Source organism: Asanoa ishikariensis, from assembly GCF_900107455.1.
GTDB lineage: Bacteria > Actinomycetota > Actinomycetes > Mycobacteriales > Micromonosporaceae > Asanoa > Asanoa ishikariensis.
The window spans coordinates 2,100,995-2,120,948 of the sequence record NZ_FNQB01000001.1; the positions used below are offsets into that span (position 1 = coordinate 2,100,995).

At 71.6% G+C, this 19,954-nt stretch carries 24 protein-coding genes and 1 riboswitch; of the genes, 9 read left to right on the forward strand and 15 right to left on the reverse strand.

The genetic code is table 11. The annotated features are described in order from the left end of the window. Positions 1–32: 32 nt before the first annotated feature. Positions 33–965, forward strand: coding sequence for a PrsW family intramembrane metalloprotease (locus BLV39_RS09950; protein ID WP_090789532.1), 933 nt, complete (start codon positions 33–35; stop codon positions 963–965). Between the two features lie 52 nt (positions 966–1,017). Here BLV39_RS09950 and BLV39_RS09955 read toward each other — a convergent pair whose 3' ends face one another. From BLV39_RS09955 to BLV39_RS09965, 3 genes are all read right to left on the reverse strand, one after another. Further along, entirely contained in the window at positions 1,018–3,030 is a 2,013-nt protein-coding gene (locus BLV39_RS09955) for a hypothetical protein (protein WP_176984712.1), read from the reverse strand. A gap of 62 nt (positions 3,031–3,092) precedes the next feature. Next, positions 3,093–3,425, reverse strand: a complete 333-nt coding sequence (locus tag BLV39_RS09960) for a PadR family transcriptional regulator (protein ID WP_090789537.1) — start codon at positions 3,423–3,425, stop codon at positions 3,093–3,095. 25 nt (positions 3,426–3,450) lie between these two features. Then, positions 3,451–4,467 carry an SMP-30/gluconolactonase/LRE family protein gene (locus BLV39_RS09965; RefSeq protein WP_239083974.1) on the reverse strand — a complete coding sequence of 339 codons (1,017 nt, stop codon included), beginning with the start codon at positions 4,465–4,467 and terminating at the stop codon, positions 3,451–3,453. Between the two features lie 76 nt (positions 4,468–4,543). Between BLV39_RS09965 and recO the strand changes: the two genes are divergently transcribed. From recO to BLV39_RS09980, 3 genes are all read left to right on the forward strand, one after another. Further along, positions 4,544–5,320, forward strand: coding sequence for a DNA repair protein RecO (recO, locus tag BLV39_RS09970; protein ID WP_090789539.1), 777 nt, complete (start codon positions 4,544–4,546; stop codon positions 5,318–5,320). Next, on the forward strand, positions 5,317–6,132 hold the full coding sequence (locus BLV39_RS09975; RefSeq protein ID WP_090789542.1) for an isoprenyl transferase: 816 nt from the start codon (positions 5,317–5,319) through the stop codon (positions 6,130–6,132). The genes recO and BLV39_RS09975 overlap by 4 nt, the downstream gene beginning before the upstream one ends. Positions 6,133–6,318: 186 nt before the next feature. Next, entirely contained in the window at positions 6,319–6,513 is a 195-nt protein-coding gene (locus BLV39_RS09980) for a hypothetical protein (RefSeq protein WP_090789544.1), read from the forward strand. Between the two features lie 25 nt (positions 6,514–6,538). On the opposite strand, the gene BLV39_RS09985 is transcribed toward BLV39_RS09980, so the two are convergent. The 4 genes from BLV39_RS09985 to BLV39_RS10000 are packed head-to-tail and all read right to left on the reverse strand — an operon-like array spanning position 6,539 to position 9,952. Beyond that, on the reverse strand, positions 6,539–7,138 hold the full coding sequence (locus BLV39_RS09985; protein ID WP_090789546.1) for a GNAT family N-acetyltransferase: 600 nt from the start codon (positions 7,136–7,138) through the stop codon (positions 6,539–6,541). A gap of 31 nt (positions 7,139–7,169) precedes the next feature. Further along, on the reverse strand, positions 7,170–7,970 hold the full coding sequence (locus BLV39_RS09990) for an energy-coupling factor transporter transmembrane component T family protein (protein WP_090789548.1): 801 nt from the start codon (positions 7,968–7,970) through the stop codon (positions 7,170–7,172). Next, positions 7,967–9,370, reverse strand: coding sequence for an ABC transporter ATP-binding protein (locus tag BLV39_RS09995; RefSeq protein WP_090789550.1), 1,404 nt, complete (start codon positions 9,368–9,370; stop codon positions 7,967–7,969). Before BLV39_RS09995 ends, BLV39_RS09990 begins: the two co-directional genes overlap by 4 nt. Positions 9,371–9,376: 6 nt before the next feature. After that, positions 9,377–9,952 carry an ECF transporter S component gene (locus BLV39_RS10000; RefSeq protein WP_090789552.1) on the reverse strand — a complete coding sequence of 192 codons (576 nt, stop codon included), beginning with the start codon at positions 9,950–9,952 and terminating at the stop codon, positions 9,377–9,379. 92 nt (positions 9,953–10,044) lie between these two features. Continuing rightward, positions 10,045–10,148, reverse strand: a riboswitch (TPP riboswitch). A gap of 49 nt (positions 10,149–10,197) precedes the next feature. On the opposite strand from BLV39_RS10000, the gene BLV39_RS10005 reads away from it, so the two are divergent. The 4 genes from BLV39_RS10005 to BLV39_RS10020 all read left to right on the forward strand — a co-directional run bounded on the left by BLV39_RS10005 (position 10,198) and on the right by BLV39_RS10020 (position 14,527). After that, the gene (locus tag BLV39_RS10005; protein WP_090789554.1) at positions 10,198–11,007 is read left to right on the forward strand and encodes an alpha/beta fold hydrolase; all 810 of its coding nucleotides are present in this window, start codon (positions 10,198–10,200) and stop codon (positions 11,005–11,007) included. After that, the gene (locus BLV39_RS10010) at positions 11,004–11,843 is read left to right on the forward strand and encodes an AAC(3) family N-acetyltransferase (RefSeq protein ID WP_176984830.1); all 840 of its coding nucleotides are present in this window, start codon (positions 11,004–11,006) and stop codon (positions 11,841–11,843) included. Before BLV39_RS10005 ends, BLV39_RS10010 begins: the two co-directional genes overlap by 4 nt. A 114-nt stretch (positions 11,844–11,957) precedes the next feature. Continuing rightward, on the forward strand, positions 11,958–12,476 hold the full coding sequence (locus BLV39_RS10015) for a DUF6328 family protein (protein ID WP_090789556.1): 519 nt from the start codon (positions 11,958–11,960) through the stop codon (positions 12,474–12,476). Positions 12,477–12,553: 77 nt separating this feature from the next. Next, positions 12,554–14,527: an acyl-CoA dehydrogenase family protein gene (locus BLV39_RS10020; RefSeq protein ID WP_090789558.1), complete on the forward strand. Its 1,974-nt coding sequence runs from the start codon at positions 12,554–12,556 to the stop codon at positions 14,525–14,527. A 42-nt stretch (positions 14,528–14,569) separates the two neighbouring features. On the opposite strand, the gene BLV39_RS10025 is transcribed toward BLV39_RS10020, so the two are convergent. From BLV39_RS10025 to BLV39_RS10060, 8 genes are all read right to left on the reverse strand, one after another. Continuing rightward, on the reverse strand, positions 14,570–15,220 hold the full coding sequence (locus tag BLV39_RS10025; protein WP_090789560.1) for a DedA family protein: 651 nt from the start codon (positions 15,218–15,220) through the stop codon (positions 14,570–14,572). A gap of 71 nt (positions 15,221–15,291) precedes the next feature. Then, positions 15,292–15,894, reverse strand: a complete 603-nt coding sequence (locus BLV39_RS10030) for a hypothetical protein (RefSeq protein WP_090791333.1) — start codon at positions 15,892–15,894, stop codon at positions 15,292–15,294. 38 nt (positions 15,895–15,932) lie between these two features. Next, positions 15,933–16,334: a Fur family transcriptional regulator gene (locus tag BLV39_RS10035; protein ID WP_090789562.1), complete on the reverse strand. Its 402-nt coding sequence runs from the start codon at positions 16,332–16,334 to the stop codon at positions 15,933–15,935. Further along, positions 16,331–16,630: an ArsR/SmtB family transcription factor gene (locus tag BLV39_RS10040; RefSeq protein ID WP_089249188.1), complete on the reverse strand. Its 300-nt coding sequence runs from the start codon at positions 16,628–16,630 to the stop codon at positions 16,331–16,333. The genes BLV39_RS10035 and BLV39_RS10040 overlap by 4 nt, the downstream gene beginning before the upstream one ends. 14 nt (positions 16,631–16,644) lie before the next feature. After that, complete coding sequence (locus tag BLV39_RS10045) at positions 16,645–17,544, reverse strand: metal ABC transporter permease (protein ID WP_090789564.1); 900 nt, start codon at positions 17,542–17,544, stop codon at positions 16,645–16,647. Further along, positions 17,541–18,296 carry a metal ABC transporter ATP-binding protein gene (locus BLV39_RS10050; RefSeq protein ID WP_090789567.1) on the reverse strand — a complete coding sequence of 252 codons (756 nt, stop codon included), beginning with the start codon at positions 18,294–18,296 and terminating at the stop codon, positions 17,541–17,543. The genes BLV39_RS10045 and BLV39_RS10050 overlap by 4 nt, the downstream gene beginning before the upstream one ends. Beyond that, entirely contained in the window at positions 18,293–19,231 is a 939-nt protein-coding gene (locus tag BLV39_RS10055) for a metal ABC transporter substrate-binding protein (RefSeq protein ID WP_090789569.1), read from the reverse strand. The genes BLV39_RS10050 and BLV39_RS10055 overlap by 4 nt, the downstream gene beginning before the upstream one ends. Before the next feature lie 76 nt (positions 19,232–19,307). Next, complete coding sequence (locus BLV39_RS10060) at positions 19,308–19,565, reverse strand: DUF6703 family protein (RefSeq protein ID WP_090789571.1); 258 nt, start codon at positions 19,563–19,565, stop codon at positions 19,308–19,310. A 27-nt stretch (positions 19,566–19,592) separates the two neighbouring features. Between BLV39_RS10060 and BLV39_RS10065 the strand changes: the two genes are divergently transcribed. Further along, positions 19,593–19,934, forward strand: a complete 342-nt coding sequence (locus BLV39_RS10065) for an antibiotic biosynthesis monooxygenase family protein (protein ID WP_090789573.1) — start codon at positions 19,593–19,595, stop codon at positions 19,932–19,934. Positions 19,935–19,954 lie beyond the last annotated feature (20 nt).

The window sequence follows — 19,954 nt, forward strand, 5'->3', positions numbered from 1 at the left end:
GTCGAGGGGGCCATCGGCGGGACGCTCTATCCATGACGACGCAGACGCTCCCGTACCCCATCGCATCGACTGCCCGACGTCACCGCGAGGTGCCCCCGTGGGCCCGGATCCTGCTCGGCGGCGGCGCGCTGTGGCTGGCCACCGTGGTCATCACGTTCGTCACGGGCAACGTCAACCTGGTGCCGACCATCATCCTGGTCGGCGCGTTCCTGGTCCCGGTCGCGTTCGTGGCGTGGGCCTTCAACCGCGCGGACGCGATCCTGACCCCGTCGAAGATCTTCACCGCCTTCCTGTACGGCGGCGTGCTGGGCGTCCTCGGCGCCTCGGTCCTGGAAGCGGCCTTCGTGCACAACACCTCGATGACCGGCTTCGTGGGCGTGGGCCTCATCGAAGAGGGCGTCAAGCTGCTCGTCCTGTTCCTGATGGCCCGCCACCTGGGCCGCTGGACGATGCGCGACGGCCTGGTGCTCGGTGCCACGGTCGGCTTCGGCTTCGCCGCCTTCGAGAGCGCCGGGTACGCGTTCCAGGCCCTGTTCAACGGCCAGCACGGCCTGTCCCTGCTCGGCGTGGTCGAGACGGAGCTGCTGCGCGGCATCCTGACCCCGTTCGGCCACGGCCTGTGGACCGCGATCGCCGGTGCGGCCCTGTTCGCGGTGGCCGCCCGCCGCGGCCGGGCGACGCTGTGGGCCCGCCCGGTCGCGTTGGCCTACCTGGCGGTGACGGCGCTGCACGCGCTGTGGGACGCGGCCGGCCTGGCGGCGGCGTGGCTCACCCTGCACCTGACCGGCACGCCGCAGCAGTGGACCCAGGCGCGGCAGGGGATCGCGGTAACCGCGACCCCGGCCCAACTCCACCTCGACGCGGTCCTGAGCTTCGCCCTCCCGGCCGTGGACGCCCTGATCGGCCTGGCGCTGGTGATCGTCCTGACCCTCCGGGTTCGCCGCCAGGAACGAGCCATGTTCTGACCGGCTTCGCCTAGCGCACCACCTCGTCGCGGGGGTGGTGCGCTTCCGGCCGTCAGCCCGCCTCTGGGGCGGGCAGGCCCCGGGCGGCATCGACCGACACGTGACGTGCCGGTCCTGGCCCTGCCACCAGCAGGCTGAGCGCCCACGCTGCCGGCACGACGAGCAGCACCGCACCCGGCAGGAACGTGATGCCGTCGGCGGGATAGCTGGTGCCCCCCAACGCGAACAGAATTGACGCCGCGAACTGGGACAGCACGATCGAAACGAAGAAGACAACGACCGAGACGGGCAGGCCCGCGACGAGGATGGCCGTCCGGACCGCCGCGTTGCGGCCCCTACGACGCGACCGAGGGTTGAACAACACGGCCACGACCGCGGCCGCGAAAGGCCCCGCGAGCGCGATGGGCACAAGCTGTGTCACCGCGAGATCTATGCCGCTGCCGGTAGCCGCACCACCGAGGCCGAGGAGCACGGTGGGTACGCCAATGAGCACGGCAACCCACCACCGGGAGAGCCGTCGGTCGACCGCCGCGGCCGCCGCAAGCCCTGACAGGACAGCGAACAGTGCGGGAACCATCGCCGTGGCGACGACGAGGCCCGGCGGCAGGAACGGGTGGTTGACCGTTGGCGTGCCCTGAAACAGCAGGAGCGGCCCACAGCACGCTCCCGTTATCGCGACGACAGCAAGCCGCCGCCGTGCCCGCACCACGTCGGCACGACCGCCCCCCATCCCGGGCTCGCTGCTGATCCACCACGCGACGGCAGCCGAGAGGGCCGCGACCACCAGAGCCACGCGAAGGTCAGGACTCGCGTCGCGCCCCAGAACCGAATCGCCACCGATGAGGAGGAGTACGAGAACGAAGGCCGCGAGCGGTGAGGCGTGCCGGTCGGCCGCCGCCAGCAGCAAGCTGGCCGCGGCGAGCAGGATGGCGCCCCAGCGGAGCTCGGCAACCCAGACAAAGAGCTCTCCGTCACCGCCCGGCATCGGTGCGGTCTGGCTGACCTTCGTCATCGCCGGCGTGAGCACCGCGACCGAATAGGCCCACGCGATCAAAGCGAGCGACATGCTCGTCAGCGCGCAGGCGAACAGGCCCCTCGACAGCGACACAGGCCTGGCGGGGTCCGCTGATGTCGGCAGGACGGGTTCGGTAGACGAAGCGTCGACGCGCGCACGACTCCCCGCGACCCCGTAGACGATGACGAGCACGGAGAGGAGGACGAACATCTCCGGATAAGGTCCGAGGATATTGGACACCACCCAGTTCTCTTCAGCCACGTACCGGTTCACCTCTGTGCCCGAGGTCTGCCCAGACAGGATGGCCGGCGCCCACTCGAAGGCCATGCCTAGATCGCCTCCGATGTGGAGGATCGATGGCACGGCGGCGATCGCCGTCGCAAGCTCGACCGTCACGAGGACGCCGAACACGGCCAACACCCAGGCACTTCGCCGGGCGACTCGGTGCCGGGACATCGTCATTCGCACGACCGCCAGCGTGCAGACCGCCGAGAGGATCGCCCAGCTCAACCCGCCCGTGACGGCCGATCCGACGCGCAGCGCGTACATCTCGCCGACCTGGGCGGCGAAAGCCGTCTGCTGCAGGGTGAATGCCGCCGTGAGCGACAAGGAGGCGGCCGACACCAGACCGACGACCCCGAAACGTGGCGCGCGTGCGGCCCGCCGGCCAAGCCACCATCCGGCGCCGACCATGACCAACGCGGTGAAGACGTCGGCGAAACCGAAACCGCCACCGAAGCCGGACGGGTCCGTCACACCGACGACGCTCGCGATCCACCTGACAATCCCGTCGGCGTACGACGAGAGTGGACCGGACACGACCAATGCGACGACGAACAGGAGCGCGTACGGCCCCACGGTTTTCCCGAGGCCGGGCAACAGTTCCCGCCAGCCACGTGGAACGCCGTGCTCGTCGAGTACCGGCGGCGAGATCGCGAGACTGACAGCGAAACGCAGCGGCCCGATCACCCGGGCAAGGCGCGTCTGGTGCGACTCACGCGCGATGGCGTCCAACTCCGCGGCCCACTCGCGTGCGTGCTCGTCGCGCACCTCCGCCGGCCACCGACGGACGGCGACCCTCAGACACCATCGAGCGATCGCCAGCGCTGCGTTCACGCGATCCTCGGCTTCGCCGCGCCACCACGTTGGGCCCTCGACAGCCGGCCGTAGAGCTCAGCGACCGCCGCACGTGCTTCCGTCAAGCCGCTGGGCGTCAGCCGGTAATAGCGACGCGGTGGCCGGCCGGCCGCCACCGGGTCGAGCTCCTCCCACTCGGCCACAACCCATCCCGCGCGTTGAAGTCGGGCGAGGATCGGATACAGCGTGCCGCTGGGCTGGTCGGTCGCGCGCATGAGGTCGAGCCCGTACCGATCAGCGGACGGATCCTCGAGGAACGCGGCCAGCACTGTGGCGACCGCGGCGGTCACCCGTACATCCGGAGCCATGTCGGAATCCTACATAGGGGGGTGGCTACGCGCTCTGTTCCTGACGGTCGGCTCGCGGTAGGGGCACGACCGCGACCGTGGATTCGGTGAGGCTGCCCAGGTAGAGGCGGCCGTCGTGTTCGCGTACGCCGGTCACCATGTGGTAGTCGGCGCCGTCGCGTTGTAGGTCCGTTACCACTGTGCCGGTCTTGTCCACCGCCTGCACCCAGATGGTGCGGGCCGGCGCCGGTTGCAGGGCCAGCGGGAGTGCCCAGACCACCTTGCGCAGCGCCGGCGGTCGGGGGAGCAGCCGGTCCAACTGCGGGTTGCGTGGCGTCGCCAGGGCGATCCAGATGCGGCCGTCGGTGCCGGTCGACAGGTTGTCCGGGAAGCCCGGCAGGTTGTCGACCAGGATGTCGTGCTGCCCGGCCCGCGGTCCGGTGAGCCACACCCGGCTGATCCGGTAGGCGCCCGTCTCCGCCACCGCGACGAACGACTCGTCGGCCGCGAGCGCGACCCCGTTCGCGAACTGCAGGCCCTCCAGCACGACCTCCACGGAGCCGGACGGGTCGCGGCGGAGCAGGCGGCCCGTGCCCGTGTGCTCCAGGATGTCCGCCCGCCAGTGGGCCAGGTCGTGCCGCTGCGAGGAGTCGCTGAACCAGATCGTGCCGTCGCGGGCTACCGCGGCGTTGTCGCACAGCCGGAAGCCGTCGGCCAGCACGTCGACGGCGCCGCTGGTGGGGTCGATCCGGAGCACGCCCCGGTACGCGTCGCTGACCACCAGGTCGCCGTCCGGGCCGACCTCGACGCCGAGGGGGCGCCCGCCCGTCGACGCGACCTCTTTCGGTGGGCCGCCGGCCAGACCGAGGCGCAGGATCCGGCCGTCGGCCACGCCCGTGTAGAGGTGGCCGTCGGGGTGGATCACTACGTCTTCCGGGCCGGCCGCGCCGACCGGCCGGAACTCCGGCAGCGGCATCGGCGGGTCGCTGGCGTGCAGGCGCGCGCGGGGTGACGGGACCGGTGGTTGCCAGACGACCGGGTCGATCCGGGGACGGCGACTCATGTCCGCACACTAACGCATATCGATCTTCACAGAACCCGCCGAGACGTACCCGGAAAACAGGGACCACAATTGGCGGATGCCCGGATATCGCCGACAGCTCTACCGCGACGACGCGGTGGTGCTGCGTGTGCAGAAGCTGGGCGAGTCCGATCGGATCATCACGCTGCTCAGCCGCCGGCATGGTCGGCTGCGCGCGGTGGCCCGGGGAGTCCGGCGGACCATGTCGCGGTTCGGTGCCCGGCTGGAGCCGTTCGGCCACGTCGACCTCCAGCTCGCCGGTGACCCCAACGGCGGCGACGGCCTGCACACGGTCAGCCAGGTCGAGGCGATCGAGCTCTACGGGAAGCGGGTCCTCGACGACTACCCCCGCTACACGGCGGCCAGCGCGATCGCGGAGACCGCGGAGCGGCTCTCGCCCGTCGAGCAGGAGCCTTCGCTGCGGTTGTTCCAGCTCACACTCGGCGCGTTCCGGGCGTTGGCCGCCCGCGAGCATGCCGGAACGCTCGTGCTCGATGCCTACCTGCTGCGGGGCATGGGGGTGGCCGGCTGGGCACCGGCGCTGGTCGAGTGCGCGGTTTGTGGCACCAAGGGGCCGCACAAGGCATTCTCCGTGCCGGCCGGTGGGGCGGTCTGTCCGGATTGCCGGCCTCCGGGTGCCGCCCATCCGGCGCCCGCGACGCTCGACCTGATGGTCGCCCTCTCGTCCGGCAACTGGCAGGTCGCCGACGCGGCCGACGCCGGCCCGCGCCGGGAGTGCAGCGGGCTGGTCGCCGCACACCTCCAGTGGCACCTGGAACGCGGGTTACGCTCGCTGCCGCTGGTTGATCGCACAACGGGGGAAGAACAGAAATGATCAGGTCACGCAGTGCGCGCCGCGAGGTGCGGCCGCCTACGCCGCACGTGTCGGGCGCCCGCCCGCCGGAGCTGCCCGCAGGGGCCCTGCCGAAGCACGTGGCGATCGTGATGGACGGCAATGGCCGCTGGGCCAAGGACCGCGGGCTGGCCCGCACGGCCGGGCACGAGCGCGGAGAGCACTCGCTCTTCGACACGATCGAAGGCGCCATCGAGATCGGGATCCCTTACCTGACCGCGTACGCCTTCTCCACGGAGAACTGGCGCCGGTCGCCCGAGGAGGTCCGCTTCCTGATGGGCTTCAACCGCGACGTCATCCGGCGCCGCCGCGACCAGCTCGTCGACCTCGGCGTGCGGGTGGTCTGGTCCGGCCGGGCCGGGCGGCTGTGGAAGAGCGTCATCTCCGAGCTGCAGACCGCCGAGGAGATGTCGCAGGGCAACTCGAAGCTGACCCTGCAGTTCTGCGTCAACTACGGCGGCCAGGCGGAGATCGCCGACGCCGCGGCCGCGATCGCGCGGGACGCGATGGCCGGGAAGATCGATCCGGACCGGATCTCCGAGAAGACCATCCAGCGCTACCTCTACCACCCCGAAGTGCCCGAAGTGGACATGTTCCTGCGGCCGTCGGGGGAGGAGCGCATCTCGAACTTCATGCTCTGGCAGTCCGCGTACGCCGAGCTGGTCTTCCTCGACACGCTCTGGCCCGACTTCGACCGGCGCCACCTCTGGTACGCCTGCGAGCTGTTCGCCAAGCGCGACCGCCGCTTCGGTGGGGCGATCCCGAACCCGATCGCGCCGCCCGCCCCGGAATGACCTAGCCAACGCCTGCGAGGGCGGTGTACCGTCGTCGCATGCGTTACTGATGCCCTCAGGGATTTCTGTGTGCCGGTCCGCCCTTCGTCGGCGGTCATCGAGCGCCCGGGGCGTCATTCCTTTTCTCTGATCAATGCGCGCCGCCGGGCATCCGTCTGTCACTTCCAGTTTTCTGGAGGCCTTCGTATGCCTGCATCCGAAAAGTTCACCGTCGACCTGTCCCCGGGCGGGGTCCCGGACCTCGACCTCGGCGGCAACCGCGCGTCGCGACGGTCCAAGTCGACGCCGCAGCGCGGCCTCGACCGGGCCGCGCAGTCCACAAAGGGCGGTCGCGGAAAGCCGGCGGCGCAACCGAAGCGCTACGCCTTCCGCCGCGCCTAAGAGCAGATGCGGTCCTGGCCCCGTTTCACAACCGGGGCCAGGGCCGCCGCAGGTCGATCGCGTAGAACACCTTGTCGTAGCGCAGGTGCCCGACGGCCACGAAGTCGACCAGCCGCCCGTACTCGTTGAAGCCCAGCGTGCGGTAGAGCGCCAACGCGCGCTCGTTGTCGCCGCGCGCGTCGAGGGTCAGCACCTCGATGCCGGCCTTGCGGGCGCTGGCCACCAGACCCTCGGTCAGCGCGCGCCCGATCCCGCGTCCCTGGTGGGCCTCGGCGACCGCCACGCGTTCCAGGTCGGCATGCGGTCGATGGGTCTGCCGGCTGTACCTGCGCCAGTAGCCGAGCCCGGCGACCGTGCTGCCGTCGGCGAGCCGGGTCGTCAACGGGTCCAGTCCGGCCGGCGGCGGGACGTCGCCGCCCGACGCGTACGCGATCAGCAGCGCCGCCTCGCCCGTCACGGCGCCCTCGACCACGCCGGTCAACAGCTCACGCACCTCGTCCGGGCCGGGCGGCACCGCCCAACCCAGCGCCGCACCCCGCGACACCATCTGGAAGATCCGATAGACGTGCGGTACCAACGCCTCGATCTCCGCCGCGTCCGTCACTTCTTTCAGCACAACGCTCATTCGCCACCGCCTCGAAAACGTGTGGCAGAGACTAGCCGAGAACGGGGCGGAACGTACCTGTAGCGATGCTCACCGTGAGGATGGCCGCCGTGAGCAGCGCCGCGCCGAGCAGGAACAGCCAGTCGGCCCGGGTGAAATGCTGCTCCCGGGCGTGCGTACGCGGCGTGCCGCTGTCGAAGCCCCGCGCGTCCATCGCGGTGGCCAGCCGGGTGCCCCGCCGGATCGCGCCGACCAGCAGCGCGAACACCGTCGACGCGAACAGCCGGGCCGCCGCCACCGGGTTGCCGCCGGAGTCGACGCCGCGGGCCCGCCGGGCCATGCGCAGCGCCTGCCACTCCTGGCCGAGCAGGGGCACGAGCCGGAACGCGGCCAGCGTGCCGATCGCGAACCGGGCCGGCGCCTTGGCGTTCTGCACCAGCGCGTCGGCGAGGTCGGTCGGGTCCGTGGTGCTGAACACCATGATGCCGGGCAGCGCGAGCGCGACCAGGCGCAGCGCGAGTCCTAATGCGACAGTCAGCACGCCGGTGGTGACGTCGAGGGGGCCGAGCGCGAAGACGGACGACCCGTCGCGGTTGGCGCCGAACAGGATCGTGGTCAGCACGACGCCGAACACCGAGAGCAGCACCGGCCAACCTCGGCGCAGCACGGTGCCGTAGCGGACGCCGAACAACGGCAGCAGGACCAGTTCCGCGGCGATGGCCAACGCCGGGGTCAGCGGGTCGAGGGTGGCGAGCACGCCGACCGCGAACACGGTGGCGGCCACCAGCTTGGCGACCGGGTTGCGCCGGGCCAGGGGTGCGGACGAGCGGACCATCACCGCGGACAGCGTCATGGCGCCAGCTCCAGCCGCCGGTCGGCCAGCGCCTCGACGAACGCCGGATCGTGGGTCACGGTGAGCACGCCGTGCCCGTCGTCGCGCAGGTCGGCCAGCAGCGCGACCAGCTCGACCCAGGTGCGCCGGTCCTGGCCGAAGGTCGGCTCGTCGAGCACCAGCAGGCGGGGCGCCGACGCCAGCGCCGTCGCGACGCTGAGCCGCCGTGCCTCACCACCGGAGAGGGTGTACGGGTTGGCCCGCGCCAGGTGGTCGAGGTGCAGCCGGGTCAGCAACTCGTCGACGACCGCGAGCGACCGGCCCAGCCGGCGTGGGCCGACGGCCAGCTCGGCGTGCACGGTCGAGGCCACGAACTGGTGCTCGGGGTTCTGGAACACCGAGCCGATCCGGGCGGTCAGGTCGGCGGCCCGCCACCGGTGCGGTGGTCGGGCCGCGTCGCCGCCGGCTAGCACCGCGGACGCCACCACCCGGCCGGCGGCCGGCTTCAGGAGGCCGCCGAGCATGAGCGCGAGGGTGGACTTGCCGACGCCGTTGGGCCCGAGCACCGCGAGCGCCTCGCCGGCGCGTACCGCCAGGTCGGTCGGTGCCAACCGCGGCGCCAGCGCCACCCGGTCGGCGGTGACCAGCACCTCGCCCGGTGCGGCGACCGCCCGCCGGGGCGGTGGCAGCGGCTGCCCGGGCACCCAGATGCCGTCCGCGGCCAGGGCGGCGCCGTGCGCGCCGAAGACGCGTTCCGGCGGCCCTTCCGCGACGACACCGGCGCCGGGCGCCAGGACGACGACGCGGTCGACGAACGGGACGACCTCGGCCAGCCGGTGCTCAACCATGATCACCGTCGTCTCCCGCGACACGGCCGCACGCAGCGACGACCGCACAAGCTCGGCGCCGGCCGGGTCGAGGTTGGCGGTCGGCTCGTCGAGCAGCAGCAGGTCCGGTCGCAGCGCGAGGACGCCGGCCAGGGCCAGCCGCTGCTGCTCGCCGCCCGACAGCGCGTGGGTCGGCCGGTCCAGCGGGTGAGCGAGACCGACGGCGTCGAGCGCCCCGGCCACGCGCGGCCAGAGCTCCGCCCGGGGCACGCCGCGGTTCTCCAGGCCGAAGGCCACGTCGTCGCCGACCCGGGACATCACGAGCTGGGTCGCCGGGTCCTGGAACACGATGCCGACCCGCTCGCGCGCCTTGCGGGTGTCCAGCCCGTCGATCTCGACCGTGCCCTCCCGCTCGCCGGAGTCGTCGGCGAGGAGGCCGGCCAGCGCGGCCAGCAGCGTGCTCTTGCCGGCGCCGGACGGCCCCAGCAGCAGCACCCGCTCGCCGCGCTCGACGCGCAGGTCGACCCCGCGCACGGCCCACGCCTTGCGACCGGCATGCCGCCAGCCGAAGCCGCGCAGTTCGACGGCACTCACGACGGGTCAGACCGCCGCGCGTTCCCGGCCGGCCGGGAAGCGCTCGAGCACGCCGGTGTTGACCAGCGCACGCGTCAGGGCCCAGCCACCGACGCCGGCGATCACCAGCGAGCTGGCCGCGGTGAGCGCCAGGTAGGGGACACCGAAGCTGGCCCACGAGTTGCCGGGATACCAGTAGAGGACGTCGTAGAGCGCCGCCACCAGGCCGGCCGCGGCGCCGGCCAGCGCGGCCACCGGCAGCCGGTAGACGCGGTAGGCGAACAGGGCGAAGACGAGCTCCGCGCCGAGCCCTTCGAGCGGGCCCTGGAGCACCAGGGTCCAGCCCCAGGAGGTGCCGAAGGCGACCGAGACCAGCGCGGCGACCGTCTCGGTGAACAGCGCCGCGCCCGGTTTGCGGATGACCAGCGCGCCGAGCACGGCGGGCAGCAGCCAGACGCCGTAGAGCAGCGTGCGCGCGGGCATGGGGATCGCGTCGGCGGGTCCGTTGTAGAGCAGACCCCAGGCCCAGAAGACAACGCCGAACGCGACACCCAGGACGGCGGCGACGACGATGTCGACCGTACGCCAGCGATTGTTGCTCATAGTGCTTTCCTCCCAGTTCGCTGAACCAGGAGAAGACGCACGCCATGCCCGAAAGGATCGGCGGAATCGCCGAACGATCGGACATGGCGCGGCTGGAGAAAGACCGAACTCCCTGCGCTGGCATTACCCAGATCAGGTTCGAGGGTCAGCGGATTTCTCCGCACTCTCAGCGCTGCGCGCTCCCCTGTCGGATGTGAAGTTGTCTCGCCAGGTTAACACCGGTGCTGGCAGGTACGCTCGCGCGCATGCGGATCGAGACACGCGGGCTGACCTTCGACGTGACGGAGGGTGGCCCGCCCGGCGGGCCGCCGGTGATCCTCCTGCACGGCTTCCCGCAGAACCGGGGTAGCTGGGCCGGCGTGACCGCACACCTCAACGCCGCGGGGTTGCGCACCTTCGCGATCGACCAGCGCGGCTACTCGCCGGGCGCGCGTCCGAGCGGTGTCGACGCCTACCGGCAGGCCGAGTGCGTGGCCGACGCGGCCGCGTTCGTCGACGAGCTCGCCGGTGGCCGCGCCGACGTGGTCGGCCACGACTTCGGCGCCCTGGTCGGCTGGCAGCTCGCCGCGGCGCACCCGGATCGGGTCCGCTCGCTGACCGCGGTCAGCGTGCCGCACCCGGCCGCGTTCGCGCAGGCCGTCTTCACCGACCCGGACCAGCAACGCCGCTCGTCGTACATCCAGCTCTTCCTCATGGTCGGCAAGGCCGAGGCGGTGCTCACCAGCGACGACGGGGCCAGGCTGCGCACGATGCTCGACGGCGTGGGCGATGCGGCGCCGCTGCTCGAGCCGGGTGCGCTCACGCCGGCCCTCAACTGGTACCGCGCGCTGGCGATCGAGGAACTGGCCAAGGTGGGCCCGGTGGAACGACCGACGACCTTCGTGTGGGGCGATCGGGACACTGCCGTCGGCCTGGTCGCGGCGAGCACGGCCGGCGAGCACGTGACCGGCGACTACCGCTTCCTGCCGCTGCCGGGCGTCGACCACTGGGTCCCCGAGCGGCAGCCCGAGGTGCTGGCCCAGGCGATCCTCGCGCGGATCGCGGACGCGTCGTGAGCAACCACCCCGCGGAGGCGGCCGAACGGCTGCCGCACACCCGCGAATCGCTCGCCGCCGACCTGGCCGAGCTCGGCGTCCGGCCGGGCTCGACGCTGCTCGTACACGCGTCGCTCAAACCGGTCGGTTACGTGGCCGGTGGGCCGCACGCGCTGGTGCTGGCGCTGCGGGACGCGATCGGCCCGGACGGGACGCTGGTCGTGCCCACCCACACTCCCGACAACTCGGACCCGGCCGGCTGGCAGAACCCGCCCGTACCGGCGGACTGGTGGCCCGTGATCCGCGCGCACACGCCCGGCTTCGACCCGCAGGTAACGCCGAGCCGCTGGATGGGCGCGATCGCCGAGGTGGTCCGCACGTGGCCGGGCGGGCAACGCAGCGACCACCCGCAGGTCTCGTTCGCGGCGCTGGGCCGGCTGGCGGCCGAGGTGGTCTACGGCCAGCCGCGCGCCGGCATGCTGGGCGCCGACTCGCCCCTCGGCAAGATCTACGGCCTGGACGGCGACGTCCTGCTGCTCGGCGTCGGGCACGACTCCAACACCTCGCTCCATCTGGCCGAGTACCGCCAGCAGGACGCGCCGGCCGCCCGACTGGGCGCGGCGGTCCAGACCGCGGACGGCGGCCGGGAATGGGTCTGGTGGGACGACATCGACCTGGACGAAAGCGACTTCGAACTGCTGGGAGCCGACTTCGACGCGACGGGCAAGGTCCGCACGGGCCGCGTGGGCGGCGCCCTGGCCCGCCTGATGCCCCAACGCGCGGCAGTCGACTTCGCCGAGCGCTGGATGTCCGAAAACCGCAAGCAGACTCATCCTGGGGGAGATCAGCCAAGCTGATCGGATCTCGCGTTTCGCGCTGGGCCGCTGGGGGAATTGACGGCGGACCGGCGCCCGCAGCGACGACCATGAGGGCTAGCCGGCAATTCATTCCGGCTGGACGAAGGAGCCCGCATGGCCCAGGAGCATTCCAGGGAGAGCCCGAAGCAGCGGTGGGACCGCAACTTCGCCGATCTCCTTCAGGAGTTGCGGGTCGCGCAGACGGGCGTCCAGATCCTGTTCGCCTTCCTGCTGACCCTGCCGTTCAGCAACGGCTTTCCGAAGACCACCGAGTTCCAGCGCGACATCTACCTCGTCGCCCTGCTGTCCGCGGCCGCCGCCACCGCGATGATCATCGCGCCCGTGGCGTTCCACCGTGCGCTCTTTCGGCAGGGGCGCAAGCCGGAGTTGGTCAAGTTCGGCCACAAGATGGCCACCGGCGGTCTGTTCTTCATGCTCATCTCGATGTCCGCCGCGGTCCTGTTGATCACCGACTTCATCCTGTCGCGCATGGTGGCGATCATGCTCAGCGTGGTGACTGCCCTGTTCTTCACCACGTTCTGGGCGATCCTGCCGTGGTCGCGCCGCGACTGGTTCGAGGCGGACGAGACCGAGGAAGAGATCGAAGAGCGTCGCGAGAACCCCAAGGAATAGCAGAAGCCTACCGGCGGGTAACAAAGCGGGGTACCGTCAGAGCCAGCACTGCCAAGCCCGGACAAAAGGGGGAAGCCGTGACGACTACGCAGAACAGGCCGCCGGAGGCCGGCGGCACCGACGGTGCCGGTGCTCTGCCGCAGGAGGCCGGCACGGTTTCCTATCAGGAATCCCGCGAGGTCGCCGAGGCGTCCCGCGAGACCAACTGGACCAAACCGAGCTTCGGCAAGGAGCTCTTCCTCGGCCGGCTCCGGCTCGACCTGATCGACCCGTGGCCGCAGCCCGACCCGATCCGCTCCGCCAAGGGCGAAGAGTTCGTCAAGAAGCTCAACGCGTACATCCGCAGCGATGTCGACGGCGCCCTGATCGAGCGTGAGGACCGCATCCCGGACGACGTCTTCCACGGCCTGGCCCGGCTGGGCGCGTTCGGCATGAAGATCGACGAGAAGTACGGCGGCCTCGGGCTGACCAACCTCGACTACGCGCGGAGCCTGATGCTGGCCGGCTCGGCCAGCCCGGCGATCGGCGCGCTGCTCTCCGCACACCAGTCCATCGGCGTCCCGCAGCCGCTCAAGCTGTTCGGCACCGCCGAGCAGAAGCGCCGCTACCTGCCCCGGCTGGCCGGCGGCGAGGTGTCGGCGTTCCTGCTCACCGAGCCCGACGTCGGCTCCGACCCGGCCCGCCTCGGCACCATCGCCGAGCCGGTCGAGGGCGGCTACCGGCTCAACGGCGTCAAGCTCTGGGCCACCAACGGCACCGTCGCCACGCTGCTCGTGGTGATGGCCCGGGTGCCCAAGGCGGAGGGCCGCCGCGGCGGCATCACCGCGTTCGTCGTCGAGGGCGACTCGCCGGGCATCACCATCGAGCGGCGCAACAGCTTCGTCGGCCTGCGTGGCCTGGAAAACAGCGTGACCCGCTTCCACGACGTGTTCGTGCCGACCGACCAGATGATCGGTGGCGAGGGGCGCGGCCTGAAGATCGCGCTGACCACGCTCAACACCGGCCGGCTGTCGCTGCCCGCGATGTGTGTCGGCGCCGGCAAGTGGTGCCTCAACGTGGCCCGGCAGTGGTCCGCGGAGCGGGTGCAGTGGGGTCGGCCCGTCGGCGACCACGAGGCGATCGCCCAGAAGCTGTCCTTCATGGCCGCGACCACGTACGGCATGGAGACCATGCTCAACCTGTGCTGCATGCTGGCCGACGACGACCGCAACGACATCCGCATCGAGGCGGCGCTGGTCAAGCTCTACGCGAGCGAGATGGCCTGGAAGATCGCCGACGAGCTGGTGCAGATCCGGGGCGGCCGTGGCTACGAGACGGCGGACTCGATGGCGGCCCGCGGCGAGCGCGCCGTGGCGACCGAGCAGATCCTCCGCGACCTGCGGATCAACCGGATCTTCGAGGGCTCGACCGAGATCATGCACCTGCTGATCGCCCGTGAGGCGGTCGACGCACACCTCGCGGTGGCCGGCGACATCATCGACCCGAAGGCCGACCTGGGCCGCAAGGCGAAGGCCGGCGCCCGGGCGACCGCCTTCTACGCCAAGTGGCTGCCGGGTCTGGCGGTGGGCAAGGGTCAGAACCCGTCCGCCTTCAACGAGTACGGCCCGCTGGCCCAGCACCTGCGGTACGTCGAGCGAGCGGCCCGCAAGATGGCCCGGTCGACCTTCTACGGCATGTCCCGCTGGCAGGCCCGGATGGAGGACCGCGAGGTCTTCCTGGGCCGGGTCGTCGACATCGGCGCCGAGTTGTTCGCGATGGCGTCGGTCTGCGTCCGGGCCACCTCCGAGCGGGAGACCCGCCCGGAGGGTGTGGAACTGGCCGATCTGTTCTGCCGGCAGGCCAAGGTACGCGCCGACGCGCTGTTCACCGCACTCTGGGACAACACGGACGCGGTCGACGTCAAGGCGGCCAAGCGCATCCTCGACGGGCGCTACGCCTGGCTCGAGGAGGGCGTCGTGCACCCCGACGACGATCTGCCCTGGGTGGCGACCTGGAAGCCGGGGCCGTCGACGGCCGAGGACGTACGCCGGCGGATTCCACCCGTTTCCTGACTCCACGCGGCGGTGGCCCGGGCTTCGGCCCGGGCCACTTCGCTATTTCCCGTCGCCTCCGACACCCACCTCTTGGGGCTTGGGCTTCTCGGGCGGTGGCCGGCGGCGGTGCCGCAGCCACTGGATCAGCTCGGCCACCCCGGCCAGGGCCAGGGCGATGCCGAAGCCGAGCGCGAGGCCCTGGATCGGGTGGTCCTGGAAGGCAGAGCCACCCACGAAGCCCAGCAGCGTCGTGTACGCGGCCCAGGAGAAGCAGGCCAGCGCGTCGAACGCGGTGAACCGGCGGCGTGGATATCGGATCGCGCCGGTGGTCAGCGTGATCGCGGTCCGCCCGCCCGGGATGTACCGGGCGATCACCAGGGCGATGCCGCCGTGCGAGTAGAGGAGCTGGCGTACCCATGCGAAGGTCTTGGCCCGGCGGCTGCCCTCCGGTATCCGGTTGATCACGTTCTCGCCGCCGGCCCGGCCGATGAAGTACGAGATGTGGTCACCGACCATGGCACCGACGGCCCCGGTCAGGATGATCAGCAGGACGTTGGGCTCGCCGCTGGCCGCGAACACCCCAGCGGTGATCAGCGTGGCCTCACTGGGCACGATCGGGAGGAACGCGTCCAGAGCCGCCAACGCGAAAACGACGCCGTAGACCCACGGCGACGTGATGAAGGGGTCAAGGAAGTCTAGGAAGCCATCCATGGAATGAAGATCGCGTTGACAGTGATCTTCAAAGCCTAGCCTCGGTTTTGCCGTTCACCCAGTCGCGGTGATCATCGTTGTCGCAGGCCAAGGGACTTGAGCTCGAGGGCGGCCAGGGCTTCCACTGTGGAGTCGTCGGAGCGCCGCCAGGACTCGGCGACGTCCGGGCCGAGCTTGGCGAGCTTGCTCAGCGGCTGGGTGGCCAGGGCCCGCAGGGCGAGCAGGTCGCGGCCGGCCGCCGACTTCCGTACGCGCGAGGCGGCGCTGGCCCGGCGGACCCAGCGGACCCGCAGCGGCAGCCAGAACAGCAGCACGAACAGGATCGGCAGCACGGCGGTGATCACCGCGAGCGCGAGCGCGAGGTCGCCGACCACGTCCTGCTGGGACTGGCCCGCCTCGGCGACCGAGCGGGCCGCGCCGGCCGCCTTCTCGAACGGCGCGGTGAGCTCGTCGCCGACAAGTGGCACGCGGCCCACCTTGCTGCTCGCCTCGGCCAGGTTCTCGGCCAGCGCGCTGCCGGCGCCTTCGAGCTTCTGCCCTGGTACGCCCAGCTTCTGGACCTGGTCCTGCAACCAGAGCGCACCGCGGATCCAGAAGTAGACCCACGCGATCACGAACAGGTCGGTGAGGACCTGGAGGAGGAACCGGGGAAAGCGGTCGGCGTAAATCTTCACGCCCACAGCGTCCCGTACAAGCGGGTCCGCCGCACGGGTCAGGCCCGGCAGCAGCCCTGGCAGGTTCCGAAGATCTCCAGGGTGTGGCTCACGTCGGTGAAGCCGTGCTTCTCCGCCACGCGGTCCGCCCAGTTCTCGACCGCCGGGCCCTCTACCTCGACGGTCGAACCGCAGGACCGGCAGACCAGGTGGTGATGGTGGCCCTGGCTGCACCGGCGGTAGAGGTGCTCGCCGCCGGGCGGGCGCATCACGTCGATCTCACCGGCGTCGGCAAGGCTCTGCAGGGTGCGGTAGACGGTGGTCAGCCCGACCCGCTCGCCCCGATCGCGGAGCATCGAGTGCAGTTCCTGGGCGCTGTGGAAGCCCTCGACCGACCCGAGCAACGAACTCACCGCGCGCCGCTGGTGGGTATTGCGCAGGGTGCCGGCCTCGCCGCTCATGATGCCTCCCGGGCGTGGCTGACCGCGTCGGCCACGATGTGCGCGATGTGCTCGTCGACAAGGGAGTACGCGATCTCCCGGCCCCGCCGGTTGCCGCGTACGAGGCCTGCGCCGCGCAGCACCCGCAGGTGCTGGGACACCAGGGGCTGCGGCGCGCGCAGCGACTCGACCAGCTCGTGCACGCAGCGTTCGCCGCCGCCGAGCTCCGTGACGATGGCGACCCGGATCGGCGCCGCCAGGGCGCGCAGGAGTTCACCCGCGCGCTCGTACGACTCGTACCCGTTGCCCTCCGTCATACCGGAACGGTAGCTCAGCGGGAATCCAGGACGACCTCGTGTGGCTCCGGCTCGGCGGTGGCGGGCCGACCTGGGGCCTGGCTCGCGCGTAGGGCCGTCCGTCTGCGGACGGCCCGCAGTGCCGCCAGGGCCACGGCGACGACCAGGAAGCCGGCGATCGCGAGCACCACGATGGTCGCGCCGAGCGCGGTGTCGATCTCCCAGGCCAGCCAGACGCCGGAGCCCGCGGCGGCGACGCCGAGCACCATCGCCAGGCCCATCGTGGCCAGGAAGCCGCGGGCCACCTGTTGCGCGGTCGCCACCGGCACCACCATCAGCGCGCTGACCAGCAGCAGGCCGACCGCGCGCATGGAGATCGTCACGGTGACCGCGGTCATGACCGCGACGAGCAGGTTGAGCGCGCGCACCGGCAGGCCGGAGACCCGGGCGTACTCCTCGTCGTGGCTGGCCGCGAACAGCGCCGGGCGCAGGCCGATGGCCAGCCCGAGCACGACGGCGCCGAGCACCAGGATCAGCACCAGGTCCGACCGGGAGGTGGTGGCCAAGGATCCGAAGAGGTACGTCATCAGGTTGGCGTTGCTGCGGCTCCCCGAGAGGCCGACCAGCATCACACCGCCCGCGATGCCGCCGTAGAAGAGCAGGGCGAGGGCCAGGTCGCCGGAGGTACGACCGCGTTCCCGGATCAGCTCGATGGCGATCGCGCCGACCGCCGAGACGACCACCGCCGTCCAGACAGGCGAGGTGTTCAGCAGCAGGCCGACGCCGACACCGGTCAGCGCGACGTGGCCGACCCCGTCGCCGATCAGGGACATCCGCCGCTGCACGAGGTAGATGCCCAGCGCGGGTGCGGTCAGGCCGATCACGACAGCGCCGACGAACGCCCGGATCATGAACTCGTTCGCGAAAATACTCATGCTCCCCACATCCCCCGTGTCTCGTGCGGCGCGTGCGGGTGCACGTGGTCGTGGTCGGGGTCGGCGTGGTGGCCGGCGGGCGCCGGCACGGAGCCCTCGTGCGCGATCTCGCCGTGGTGCACCACGACGCAGCGGGTGATCAACGGTTGCAGCGGGCCGAGCTCGTGCGCGACCAGCAGCACGGTGCCCCCGCCGGTGACGAACTCGCCCAGCGCGCCCGCGAAGGCGGCCTGGCTGGCGGAGTCGACGCCGGCCGTCGGCTCGTCGAGGACCAGCAGTTCGGGGCGGCCGGCCAGGGCGCGGGCGATCAGCGTGCGCTGCTGCTGGCCGCCGGAGAGGCTGCTGACCGGGTCACCGGCGCGGTCGGCCAGCCCGACGGCGTCCAGCGCGGTCGTCACGGCGGCCCGGTCGGCGGCGCCCGGCGGGCGGAAGATGCCCCGGCGGGCGACCAGGCCCGAGCCGACCACCTCGGCGACGGTCGCCGGCACACCGGAACCGGCGCCGATGCGCTGCGGCACGTACCCGATGCGCTGCCATTTCTTGAAGCGTCGGTCGCCGAACAGGGTGATCTCGCCGGCGCTCAGCGGCACCAGCCGCAGGATCGACCGCACCAGCGTGGACTTGCCGGAGCCGTTGGCGCCGAGGATCGCGACCACGTCGCCGCGCTGGACGCTCAGCGAGACCCCGCGCAGCACGATCTTGTCGTCGTAGCCGACGACGGCGTTGCTGACCTCGACGACAGGGTTGGTCATGAGCAGTCCAGGGCGGTGCGGATGGCGGTCAGGTTCGTGCGCATGATCGAAAAGTAGTCGCCGGTCGCGCCGGGCTGGAGCCCCTCGATCGGGTCGAGCACCGCGGTCCGGGCGCCGACCTCGGCCGCGATGGTGTCGGCGACCTTCGGGCTGACCAGCGTCTCGAAGAAGATCGTGGTGGCGCCGTGCTCGCGGGCCTCGGCGGCGACGGCGGCCAGCCGCTGCGGCGCCGGCTCGGTGTCCGGTGTCACCCCGGTCAGCCCGACCTGCTCCAGGTGGTAGCGGTCGGCGAGGTAGCCGAACGCGGCGTGCCCGGTCACGAGCTCGCGCCGCTGGCAGGTCGCGAGGCCGGCCGCGTACTCCTGGTCGAGTCCGGTCAGCTCGGTGCGCAACCGGGCCGCGTTGGCCTGGTAGTCCGCGGCGTGATCCGGATCTTGGGCTGCGAGCCGGTCGGCCACCTGCTGCCCGATCGTGGCGAGCCGGGTCGGGTCCAGCCAGACGTGGGGGTCGGTGCTGCTCGCGTCGGCGTGCTCGGCTTCTTCGCCCTCGTGCACGTGGTCGCTCTCACCGGCCTTGAGCAGCGGCACCGCCGTGCTCACGTCGAACGCCCGGTCGCCGCCGACCTGCTCGACCGCGTCGTCCATCGCCGGCTGGAAGCCCTTGAGGTAGACGATCACCTCGGCGTCCGAGACGCGGCCCACCTGGCGGGCGCTGAGCTCCAGGTCGTGCGGTTCGGCGCCGGGCTTGGCCAGGTTTGTCACCGCGACGTGGCCGCCGCCGACCTGCTCGGAGACGAACTGGAGGGGGTAGAAGGCGGCCACCACGTCGACCTTGCCGGGCGCGGCCGCCGAGTCGGTGGTGCAGGCCGCCAGGCCGGTCGCGGCGAAGACGGCGAGACCGGCGAAGACCGCGGCGAGGGTACGGCGGCGACGCATGCCCTCAACTGTCGCCGACAATGAAATTGATTGTCAAAAACGCATGAGTCGTGGCGGGTGTTGGCGGGTGACGGCGCTAGAGGATCTTGAGGATCGCAATGCCGATGAGGGCGGTGAGCAGCACGAGGCGTACGAGGCGGGTCTGCGGCGCCTGGACCGACCAGGTCAGCCGGGCCAGCGCGATCATGCCGCCGGCCAGGATCAGCAGCACCAGGCCGCCGATGATCCCCGGCAGCAGGAGCCCGGCCAGGATGAACGCCAGCGCGAGGAGGAACGCCCGCGTCGGGTTGACCCGGGCCAGACGCTCCGGCAGAGCGCGCTGCGTAGGCTGCATGCCGACACTCTACGAGGAGGTTCGTCCGTGCTGGTCGTCAACCGGTTCGTGGTGGCCGAGGAGGCCGCCGACGGGTTCACCGAACGGGCCCACGCCGCCCTCGAGGCGCTGGCCGCTCGCCCCGGCTACCGGTCCGGGCAACTCGTCCGCGGGCTCGACGACCCGACCGCCTGGTGCCTGGTCACCGACTGGGAGTCGGTGGGCACGTACCGGCGTGCGCTCGGCGGGTTCGACGTCAAGGTGCACGCGACGCCGCTGCTGGCCGAGTCGCTCGACGAGCCGTCGGCGTTCGAGCCGCTGGCCAGCGCCGAGCCCGGCGGTTCCGTGGAGACCCGGGCCAGCGACCGGTCGGTAGGCCCCGGGCGGTGAGCCCGGTCGCACTACGCTGG